The sequence below is a fragment of the Trichocoleus sp. FACHB-6 genome (genome assembly GCF_014695815.1).
Taxonomy (GTDB): Bacteria; Cyanobacteriota; Cyanobacteriia; order Cyanobacteriales; family FACHB-T130; genus Funiculus; species Funiculus sociatus.
This window is the reverse complement of sequence record NZ_JACJOY010000077.1, coordinates 84,109-94,836: the sequence shown is the minus strand read 5'-3', so window position 1 is coordinate 94,836 and position 10,728 is coordinate 84,109. Positions and strand designations below refer to the sequence as shown.

Below are 10,728 nucleotides of genomic sequence, written 5' to 3'. Positions count from 1 at the left end.
AAAAACCGCTATAACAGCACAATGTCATATTAATTTAAACACACTTTAAAACACCCAGATCACACACCACTAGACATTGCCCTGCGATCGCTTATCTTTCAGACATGAGATTTACTAAATTGAAATCCCCCCACTTACCTTCCAGCAACTATCCCTAAATCTAGAACGTCACCAGCTAGAACAAACGTTGCGTCAAAAATAGCGCAATTGGAGCAACATGGCACACCCCAAGAAAACACTATCTGTAACATTTCCTCTATCTACTTTAGACTGCGCTTATCATGGCAAAAAAACTTACTTTTTAGGGTGAATGGGAATCTTCACAGAGGTGTCAGATGAAGGATATCACTTCCGCCCACAAAGCAGAGGAACGCTATGCCTTAGCAGTCACAGCTGGTCAGGTGGGACTCTGGAACTGGAATCTCCAGACTTGTGAAATATATTTCAACCCCAGCTGGAAGGCGATGCTCGGTTATACGGATCGGGAAATTCCCAATCACCAGGCTGCTTGGCTGCGGCTGATATATCCTGATGACCGGGAATGGGTGATGACTTCAGCGAATATCCATATAGAAGGGTTAACACCTCAATTTAAAATTGAACACCGGATGCTGCACAAAAATGGTAGTGTTCGGTGGTTTCTCTGTCGTGGGATGGCATTTCGAGACGAAACTGGCAAACCCTATCGGATGGCGGGGTCAACTACTGATATTACTGAGCGTAAGCGGACAGAACAAGCTCTCCAAGAAAGTGAGTATCGGTATTACACCCTAGCTAAAATGTCGCCAGTAGGAATATTCCACACAGATGCTGAAGGGAACTGCTTGTATGTCAATGAGCGCTGGCGCGAACTCACGGGACTGACGCTGGCTGAGGCACTAGGACAAGGCTGGATAAAAGCGATACACCCTGACGATCGCTCACGTATGCTCGTTGAATGGCACCAAGCAATAGTAGGAAACTGCACCTTTGCCTACGAGTATCGGTTTCGGCGTTCTGACGGAGTAGTAAGCTGGGTTTTTGGTCAGGCGGTACCAGAAAAAGGGCTAGGGGATAATATTGTCGGCTTCATTGGCACTATCACCGACATCACCGATCGTAAAGCCACTGAGGAGGCGCTGCGGCTGCAATGTTTCCGGGAACGACTGATCGGCTCAATGCTAGAGCGCATTCGTCAGTCTCTCGATCTGGGAGAGATTCTCAACACTACAGTAGCAGAAGTGCGGCAATTTCTAGAGTGCGATCGCGTTCTAGTCCACCGTTTTCAGCCAGACTGGACTGGTGTTATCACTGTGGAGTCACAAGACCCCAAATGGGCTCCCATTCTGGGAACCTGCATTGCAGATTCTTGCTTTAGTGAAAACTACGTCCGTCTTTATCAGCACGGTCGCATCCAAGCGGTGACAGATATCTATACATCCGGACTCAGCCAGTGTCACATCAATTTATTGGAGCGATTTCAGGTTAGAGCTAACTTAGTCGTTCCCATCCTACAAGAAAGGGTTCAAACCTTGGGAGATTCTAGTTATTCTGAATCTTCACACCCCACATTGTGGGGGTTGCTGGTTGCTCATCAGTGTCGCGATTCCCGACATTGGCAACCTTGGGAAATCGATTTGCTTAAATCGCTTTCGGCGCAAGTGGGAATGGCAATTCAACAAGCGGAACTCTATCAACAATTGCAAGCCGCTAATCTTCAGTTACAGCGCCTTGCTACTTTAGACGGTCTGACTCAGGTGGCAAACCGTCGCCGGTTTGATGAATACTTAGACCAAGAGTGGCGGCGGCTTAAACGCGATCGCATTCCTCTGTCTCTGATCATGTGCGATATTGACTGTTTCAAAGCTTACAATGATACCTACGGTCATCAAGCCGGGGATGCCTGTTTAATTGCAGTCGCTAACGCGATTGCCACTGCTCTCAAGCGACCTGCGGATTTAGTTGCTCGCTACGGTGGCGAAGAATTTGCGGCTATCTTGCCAAATACTACCGGAAGCGGTGCTTTTAAAGTTGCACAGACAATTCGCGCCGCCGTCCAAGCATTAAAGATTGTTCATGCCAGTTCCCTCGTCAGCGAGTATGTCACCCTCAGTTTGGGTGTCGCTTGTACGGTTCCCGATCGCGATACCTTACCGGAAACGCTGCTAAAGGCAGCTGATGAGGCTCTTTATCAAGCAAAAGCTTCCGGACGCGACGCAAGTGTATATGCGCCTTAGCATTTCTCTGCCTGTCTTCTATGCTGCTTTTCACATAATAATTGTAGGTTGATAGCGTTACCCAACAAACGCTTATATTGCGTTGGTCGTAGCCTCAAACGCTACGCCTTAAGAGCGCTCAAAACACAAAGGTGGCTCTCCCACCTACGATAATGATTCAATTGCCGCCTTTCATTTTCACATAAACAGGCTGCAACCTTTTTAAAAAATTCTATCTATAATATAACCTAGTTTACCATATTTATTGCTCTGGAATATTCATTTGTTGAAATGGATATTTCATTATTTGATAGTTTGTACTTCCGGACGGTCTGTGACAGTTTTCTAACAGTCCACCGTCATAGGCGGCTAATTTAAGCGAATGCTATGGCTGCCTAGCTTTCTGGCAAAGATATATCTAACTTTAGACATAAAGATGTAATGAATCAACCGTAAATAAGAGATGCAAGACTTACCAGTAGGTCGTTATAGCAGTCTACGGCTTAAAAAAATAACTTACTTTAGGCAATAATAATTTCTCGTCAAATTTCTGGAACCTTTTGCTTTTTACAACGACATTGAGAATAACAAGGCAAATGTAAACCAGCCGAATTGATGGAATTAATTATGAAACGCGCTCTCAAATCAGTTGCCAAAATTTCTGTATTATCAGCACTAGCGATCGCTCCAATTTTAGGCTCTAGTTTTGCCGCCTCTGCTAAACCTACAGGAACAGATGCAAACTATGTAGGTGTAGGCGCTTCTGCTAACCCCTTTAATGGTGGACAAGACGGAGATGCTGCTGCTATCGGCGGTGTTATTCAAGGTCGCTACGCGGTTCCAAGGACGCCAGTTTCTGTTAGAGGTTCCGTGCAGTTCACAAATGAAACCAGCACCATTATCCCGACAATTACCTACGACCAGGCTATTACCAACAACGCCAACCTCTACGTCGGTCTTGGCTACGGCATTCATGAAGCGGAAGGCAAGCCATCCACCTTTGGTAACAAAAGCGCTCCCGTTGTGACAGCAGGTGTAGAAGCGGAAGTTGCCAAAGATATTGTCGTCTTCAGTGATGCCAAACTGGGAATCAAACCTTACCAAAATAGTCCTGCATCTTCTGTCAGCGTCAATGTGGGCGTAGGCTACGGTTTCTAGATCAACAGGCAAGCATCTAAAATCTAAAATCTTCTGAAAGTAGGACAGGCATCTTGCCTGTCTTTTTTTCTGTTTTCTCTTCCAGAGGACTTACTCAAAAACCCTCTCAAACTCTTATTCCTTTGTGTCTAAGCGCTAACGCGCAGGCTCCGCCAACGCGGTTCATTTGCGTTACTGGTGTGTTCCTGTTCTAGCCACCTGGGAACGCTTTACAGGAGGCTTTTGCCATTGCCAGCCGGGGACTGGGAACGAGAAATTTTTCTCAAACTTCAATCCCCTCCTCCCCAGCTTTCTGTAACTATTATTAAAATTCAAGGTTTTTGGTGGCGATCGCAAGAGACTGAGAGTGGTGATAGTACCATAAAGATATACACCGAAATTCCGACCGATTTACTGGTGATATTCAACCTCTCAGCCGCATAGTTCCGATGGTAAAATCTCCGATTTCCCCCGTCCAAAAGCTTTCTAAAGTAGAAGGACTAAAAGAACGCAGTAACTATTTGCGTGAACCAGTGGCAAGTGAGCTGCTGGAAGACACCAACTGCTTCACAGAAAATGCTACTCAAATTCTCAAGTTTCACGGCTCATACCAGCAGGACAACCGGGATAACCGGGTTAAGGGTCAGGAGAAAGATTACCAGTTCATGCTGCGAACCCGCAATCCGGGGGGCTTCACACCACCAGAACTGTATCTGACCTTAGACCGACTGGCATCTGAATATGGCAGTGGGACGCTACGCGCTACGACTCGCCAAGGCTTTCAGCTGCATGGGATTTTGAAGAAAAATCTCAAAAGCGCGATCGCATCCATAATAAACAGTATGGGATCGACATTGGGAGCCTGCGGCGACGTCAACCGCAACGTGATGGCACCACCAGCACCTTTTAAAAATCGCCCAGAATACGAGTATGCCTGGGAGTATGCCAATAATATAGCCGAGCTGCTGACACCCCAGACTGGTGCTTATTACGAGATTTGGCTGGATGGCGAAAAAGCTATCAGTGCTGAAGAAAACCCAGAGGTAAAAGCGGCGCGTCAACGCAACGGCAACGGCACCATAATACACGGGAAAGAAGAACCGATTTATGGCGAGCATTATATGCCGCGGAAGTTTAAGTGTGCCGTGACAGTACCGGGAGATAATTCGGTAGACTTGTATTCCCAGGATGTTAGCTTGGTGGTAATAACCAGCGCTTCTGGAGAATTAGAAGGGTTTAACGTCTTTGCTGGCGGTGGTTTGGGACGCACTCACAACAAAGAAGAAACGTTTCCCCGGATGGCAGACCCAATTGGGTATGTAGAAAAAGATGATATCTACGACCTGATTAAGGCAATTGTCTCCACTCAAAGAGATTATGGCGATCGCGTCAACCGTCGTCATGCACGGATGAAATATCTGATTGAGGATTGGGGAGTCGAGAAATTCCGGGAAACTGTCGAAGGTTTCTTTGGTAAAAAACTGGCACCTTTTAAGGAATTACCGCCGTTTAAATACCAAGATTACTTGGGATGGAACGAACAAGGCGATGGTAAGCTTTTCCTGGGAATTTCCATCGAAAATGGTCGGATTAAAGACGAAGGCGACTTTAAACTCTTGACAGCACTTCGGGAAATTCAGGAGAAATTTGCCTTACCCTTGCGCCTGACGCCGAACCATAACCTGATTATTTACGAAATTGAACCAGAACAGAAGCAGGCAATTAGCCAGATTCTCCAAAACTGCGGAGTTGAGCTAGATGCAGATAAGATCGATCCGTTAGTGCGGTATTCGATGGCTTGTCCAGCAATGCCTACTTGCGGCTTGGCAATCACCGAGTCGGAAAGGGCGATGCCTGGTATTTTAGATCGGTTGCGATCGCTACTAGAAAAAGTAGGATTGGCAAACGAAAAGATTATCGTGCGGATGACAGGTTGTCCGAATGGTTGTGCGCGTCCTTACTTAGCAGAGTTAGGCTTGGTTGGCAGTGCGCCTGAGTCTTATCAGCTTTGGCTGGGGGCTTCGCCTGACCAAACGCGGCTTTCAAGAGCATACATGGATCGGCTGCACATCAACGAGCTGGAAGCTGAGTTAGAGCCAATTTTTGTCTTCTTCAAGCAGTCGCGACAAACGGAGGAGAGTTTCGGAGATTTTTGCGATCGTGTCGGTTTTGATGCTATTCGCCAGTTTACCGTCGATTATGAATCTGAAGCTGTATCACCCCAGTCAGACGCTGGCTTAATTAATGAGGTGGTACTGCCAGAAGAATCTGAAATTCAAGTCGCCGCTAAAATCCGCCGTCGGATCAATGTTCGCGATGAGGTATATACTCGCTTGAAAGCAGAGGCAGCTCGTCAGGGTAAGCCAGTGACTCAGTTAGCGAGTGATGCTATTGAAGCCTATTTGCAGGCTAACCAAGCGTCGCCGGAGTAGTCGGGGCTGATGACTGGGGACTGGGGACTAGGTAAGACTTTTTCCCAATTCCCAATTCCCTAGTAACGAATTTATAGCCTGCCGTGCAGGCTTTTTTCGTTTCTTAGGATGATTCGTGGTAATTGGTTTCAAAGGTGTCGTTAGGCGTGCCTTTAATCTTCTGGTGTCACTCTCAGTTGTAGTTTTAGGTTGGATGTGTGCGGCTAAGCTTTACGGAACAAAAGCCAGAAGTATTGTTTAGCTAACCCAACAAATCGCTTGTTTTGGTATTTTTAACTTTAAAAGCAACCCTATTTGGGATTAATTCCTATACCGGATGGCTAATTTCCGATGGGGGATGCAATTAGAAATAGGGAGATGTGTAATGGAAGATACAGAAACTCCGTTAGGAGAGAAGAATTATGACTTGGTTAGAAAAGCAAATTGGACAAGTATATAATAGCCAAGTAGAGAGCAAGCACGATGCTGAAGCTATTGAAGAGGAAATGAGTCCCGGACTCACTGGCGAGTATGACTTGGAGTTGCGCGAGAAAGCTGGGGTACACTCGCCTCCCCCACCTCCAGAAAATATGGGACTTGAGGGCGAATACGATTCCAACGGTTTAGTAAAGCGGGTTGCAGCTGCTTTTGATAAAGATCCGAACATCAAGAATATTGAAACCCTCGATATCGCCCAAGATGGGGGAACTATCCTTCTTAAAGGGTCTGTACCTAATCGATCCATCTTGAGTCATATCGAACAGGTAGCTGCCAAAGTAGATGGTACTAAAGCAGTAGATACTAGCCAGGTGACATATTAAGTCAGCTAAAGTTTTCCCAGCTAAAATTAAAAGTTTGGTAGTAGTGGGAAAACAAATTGGCGATGCAAAGACTAGCGATCGCACCCTCCCAATTTCAGAACCAGCAAATTATCCTGACGGCTGAACAACAGCATTACTTGAGTCGGGTGTTGCGGTTGCGGGAGGGCGATCGCTTTATTGCTATGGATGGACTCGGACACTGGTGGCTGGCTAAACTAGAGGGCAACCAAGCGCAGATTCTAGAACCAATTCTCCAGCCAAACACCGAGTTGCCAGTAGCAATTACGCTGATGGCAGCTTTGCCAAAAGGCAACGGTTTTGATGAAGTGGTGCGCTACAGTACCGAAGTTGGAGTAGTAGCAATTGTGCCATTAGTAAGCGATCGCACTCTCCTAAACCCCAGCACCGGGAAACTCGAACGTTGGCGACGAATTGCTATAGAAGCAGCTGAGCAATCAGAACGTCAAATCGTACCAACAATTTTAGATCCTGTTCCCTTTGCCACAGCTTTGTCATTAGCAAAAGACAAAAATTATATCTGCGTTGCGCGTGGCGACTCTCCCCATTTACGAGATTGTTTGCAAAATAAAGATTTTGCCGGGAGTGGCGATTCCCCCAATCCCGAATCCCGAATCCCCAATCCCCAACACCCATCCATTGCCATCGCAATAGGCCCAGAAGGCGGCTGGACGGCTGCTGAAACCGAGAAGGCGATCGCTTCCGGTTTCCAACCTGTTTCTCTTGGTCGTCGCATCCTCAGAGCCGTCACCGCCCCACTTGTCGCCTTATCTCTGGTAGCTGCTGCTTTTGAAGATTAAAAAATTGTTGGGTAAAGTAGGATGGAAATTATCTATCAACTGCCCGAATTTTAAATTTTTAACTTTATAATTTTTAATTCTTTCCATGCTGGAACAAGTTGCCGAAGCCTTTGAGCGCAAAGACTATAAAACAGTTGCTTGGTTACTGAAAAACCTGGTGAAACAAATGCCGCAAAATCCTACAGTGCAGCTTTATGTAGGACGACTGCACGAAGAAACAGGCAAGCTGGAAGCGGCAGAAACTGTTTATCGGCAACTGCTAAGGGATGCAACGAATCCGAAAATTATGTCCCAAGCACGGCAAGGATTGCAACGTCTAGAAGCGATCGCCCAAAGAAAACGGCAACAAGCGATCGCCCAAGCCACCGCTTCAAAAGAAGATACCGAAGCTGGTGTCTTAGTTCTGGAAGCCCTGAGTCAGGAGGCAAAACAATCAGCTGCCCAAAGTTTAGCTCGGATTATGCAGCTAGACCCCTACAGCGCACGCCTACAATTGCCCAGTCGCGGCTGGCGGCTGTACCGTACTGGCTTGGTAGGAGAAATGCGATACTACAGCCAGCAATTGCAGCAAGCTGACATTCCTTGTTTTTGGGCAAATCTGGCAGACATTGAGAAAATTAACGTTTTCAAAGTCAGCCATTTTGTCTCTGTTACTCCGCAAGTTAGCGTGGTTTGTGAAAACGATCGTTCTCAGATTGGTTCTCTCAACTTTAGCTGGTCAGAAGTGCGCGATCGCGTAGAGGGACAGTTACCCATTTTTGAAGAAGTTGTAGACCAAGATGCCCACCACAAGCTGCAATGGAAAACCAAAACCCAAGATTACGCGCAATTTTGCGACTTGCATCTCCCCGCCAGACGCAGCATACTCCGCCTCTCGGACAGCAGCTACCAGTTTCCGAAGGGTATTCCCTTTAACTCACAGCAGTCCAATCAACCCACCAACCGCACTAACTGGAATAATTTACTCACTTTCTTAAACCAGCAGCTGCAACAGACACCAGTTTGGTCTGATTTCAACCTTTTTGCCCAATCAGCCCTAGATTACGCCGAAATGCTAAAACGCCTCAAGTCCCACATTCACTTGTTTCGCCGCGAAGAAACCCTCTGGGACCCTGCCTTCCAGTTGTACAGTGGGCTGGTTTTCCTCAGAAGTGCAAAATAATGCAAAAAGCGTTAAGTGAACCGGTGGTATAAAAGGCAAAAAACAATAATAAAAAAAGGCAAAAGAAATAATCTTTTGCCTTTTGCTGTCCCTTTTTTAGGGGGAATCGAATGAAAGCCTTTTTATGACTTTGGCGTTTTCACTTGACGTGCCATGTCCATGAAGTTGCTCATGCTGGGGCCTGGACGGCGACGGCTCTGAGAACTGGTAACTGGGTTCAAATATTTGGGAGCAAAAGTGGTGTCATTCGAGGATGGAATCTTACCGTTACTAGTAGCAGGTACTGCCTCAACTCCTTCAGCAGTCTGAACTAGCTCAACTTTAGGTCTTTGAGCGATCGCTGCTGCTTCAGTTTTTTCTTCAGACTTCTTCTCAGGCTTTGGTGAATCCTTTTTAGCCGTAGACGCTGCTACCTTTGCGGGTTCTGGCTTCTTCTCTTGGGATTGTTGAGTCTTTGCGGGTTCTTGCTTCTTGTCTTGAGATTGTTGAGCCTTGACTGGTTCAGCCTTCTTCTGTTCGTTAGAGTCTTTTGACTCGTCAAGCTCCATGTAGTATCCAGACTTTTTGCCAGCTTTAGGAGCTATAGCCTTCTTGTCCTCAGACTTTTCAGAACTAAAAAGCCCTCCGAAGAAAGCGGCAATTCCACCGAACAATTTTTTGATAAAACCGAACATTTATGATTACTCCTGGCGCTTAGATGACGTTGACTCAGTATTCAAAAAAATTGCAACAAGCAATTCTAACTTTAATTCAAGAGTGTTATTACAAATACCACACAGAACTGCTCCTTCTAAAAGGGCGTTGCTTTACATTTGCTCTACGCGGCATCCCTAAAATTGTTATCCAGATCGAATTATGAATTTTTACGGCGGACAAGCGCAAGATTCATCGATACTTCTTTATAAAACTTTACATTCTTTGTTTCATTAAGTACAGTTAGCCAGATGCTTACCAATGGCAGATTGCTGCCTGGTTGCAATACTTTACATTTATCTCAGATTTTGGTAAAAGAGTCAGCCAGTGGGTAGGGTGTCCCAGGCTCGTCGAAAGAAGCGATCGCATCAGTCTAAGCTGAAATTAAATGAGTCAACTATGAGCAAAATGAACTCCAGCGACAAGCCTAACCCCGTATTACTGGTTCACGGCATCAACGACACAGCCGCCGTATTTCATAAAATGGCTCCCTACCTGACACAGCGAGGCTGGACTGTATACGATATTAGTCTCCTTCCCAACACTGGTGAAGCGGGTCTTGACTCTCTGGCTGTGCAGGTTGCCGATTACATTGCCAAAACCTTTGCACCAGAACAACCACTAGATTTAGTAGGCTTCAGCATGGGAGGCATTGTCAGCCGCTACTACGTGCAGCGACTGGGGGGAATCAAGCGGGTGCAGCGCTTTATTACTATATCAGCACCCAATAATGGAACCTGGGCAGGATACTTTCACAATGGCGAAGGCTGCTGTCAGATGAGACCTGATAGCGGTTTATTATATGATTTGAATCGGGATGTCGAGATGCTGGAGCAGCTGAATTTCACTTCTATCTGGACACCTTACGATTTAATAATTTTGCCTCCGAAAAGTTCGCAAATGCCTGTAGGTAAGGACGTGCAGCTGCCGATATTATTCCATCCGTGGATGATTACAGACATCAGGGCAATTAAAGCTGTGGCTAAAGCACTCTCAGAACCACTTAAGAGCGATCGCGAAGCGTCTCCTAAGGAGAATCGCCAACTTCAGCGTACTCCCGAACGCCAAAAATCGCCTCAGCATGAGCGTAATATTTAAACTCCATCAGATTATAAAACGGATCTTCTAAGAAAAAGGTGCGATGCTCTGTCAGTTGACCGGGAAAGCGATGCTTAGGCTCTTGATAAAATTGTAGCTGTCGTTGTTGCGCCCGTTCCAGCATTGCTTCCCAGTCAGACTCGGCGGTAAAAATCAGCCCAAAGTGTCTAGGATAAATACCTCGTTGCGGGGTAAGAGGTTCTTTGGTGACGTGAGCAACGAGTTGATGACCGGATAAATTTAGAATTACAGCATCGCGCGTTTCCCGTCCAACTTTGCAACCGAGTCCATCAGCGTAGTAGGCTTTGGCTTGAGCAACATTGCTGATCGGAAAGGCAAGATGAAATATTGTTGGGTTCATAGCTGTTGGCTTAATTTTGAATTAGTTTAATG

10 protein-coding genes are annotated in these 10,728 nt (G+C 46.3%); 8 read left to right on the top strand and 2 right to left on the bottom strand.

Annotated features, from left to right (window positions below):
* Positions 1–335 precede the first annotated feature (335 nt).
* From H6F66_RS14970 to H6F66_RS14940, 7 genes are all read left to right on the top strand, one after another.
* Positions 336–2,216 carry a diguanylate cyclase gene (locus tag H6F66_RS14970; protein WP_190422610.1) on the top strand — a complete coding sequence of 627 codons (1,881 nt, stop codon included), beginning with the start codon at positions 336–338 and terminating at the stop codon, positions 2,214–2,216.
* Between the two features lie 606 nt (positions 2,217–2,822).
* Positions 2,823–3,353 carry an outer membrane beta-barrel protein gene (locus H6F66_RS14965; protein WP_190422602.1) on the top strand — a complete coding sequence of 177 codons (531 nt, stop codon included), beginning with the start codon at positions 2,823–2,825 and terminating at the stop codon, positions 3,351–3,353.
* Between the two features lie 228 nt (positions 3,354–3,581).
* A complete protein-coding gene (locus H6F66_RS14960; protein WP_190422600.1) occupies positions 3,582–3,776 on the top strand; it encodes a hypothetical protein in 195 nt (64 codons plus the stop codon).
* A 5-nt stretch (positions 3,777–3,781) separates the two neighbouring features.
* On the top strand, positions 3,782–5,764 hold the full coding sequence (sir, locus tag H6F66_RS14955; RefSeq protein WP_190422597.1) for a sulfite reductase, ferredoxin dependent: 1,983 nt from the start codon (positions 3,782–3,784) through the stop codon (positions 5,762–5,764).
* Positions 5,765–6,165: 401 nt separating this feature from the next.
* Positions 6,166–6,564 carry a BON domain-containing protein gene (locus H6F66_RS14950; protein WP_190422595.1) on the top strand — a complete coding sequence of 133 codons (399 nt, stop codon included), beginning with the start codon at positions 6,166–6,168 and terminating at the stop codon, positions 6,562–6,564.
* Between the two features lie 62 nt (positions 6,565–6,626).
* Positions 6,627–7,382 (top strand): 16S rRNA (uracil(1498)-N(3))-methyltransferase, encoded by a 756-nt coding sequence (locus H6F66_RS14945; protein WP_190422732.1) that lies wholly within the window; start codon positions 6,627–6,629, stop codon positions 7,380–7,382.
* 85 nt (positions 7,383–7,467) lie between these two features.
* Positions 7,468–8,544, top strand: coding sequence for a tetratricopeptide repeat protein (locus tag H6F66_RS14940; RefSeq protein ID WP_190422593.1), 1,077 nt, complete (start codon positions 7,468–7,470; stop codon positions 8,542–8,544).
* A 122-nt stretch (positions 8,545–8,666) separates the two neighbouring features.
* Here the strand turns inward: H6F66_RS14940 and H6F66_RS14935 are convergent, their stop codons facing one another.
* Complete coding sequence (locus H6F66_RS14935) at positions 8,667–9,218, bottom strand: hypothetical protein (RefSeq protein WP_190422592.1); 552 nt, start codon at positions 9,216–9,218, stop codon at positions 8,667–8,669.
* A gap of 418 nt (positions 9,219–9,636) precedes the next feature.
* On the opposite strand from H6F66_RS14935, the gene H6F66_RS14930 reads away from it, so the two are divergent.
* The gene (locus H6F66_RS14930; protein WP_242023771.1) at positions 9,637–10,335 is read left to right on the top strand and encodes a triacylglycerol lipase; all 699 of its coding nucleotides are present in this window, start codon (positions 9,637–9,639) and stop codon (positions 10,333–10,335) included.
* Here H6F66_RS14930 and H6F66_RS14925 read toward each other — a convergent pair.
* A complete protein-coding gene (locus H6F66_RS14925) occupies positions 10,265–10,696 on the bottom strand; it encodes a VOC family protein (protein ID WP_190422590.1) in 432 nt (143 codons plus the stop codon). The genes H6F66_RS14930 and H6F66_RS14925 overlap by 71 nt on opposite strands.
* Positions 10,697–10,728: the final 32 nt, after the last annotated feature.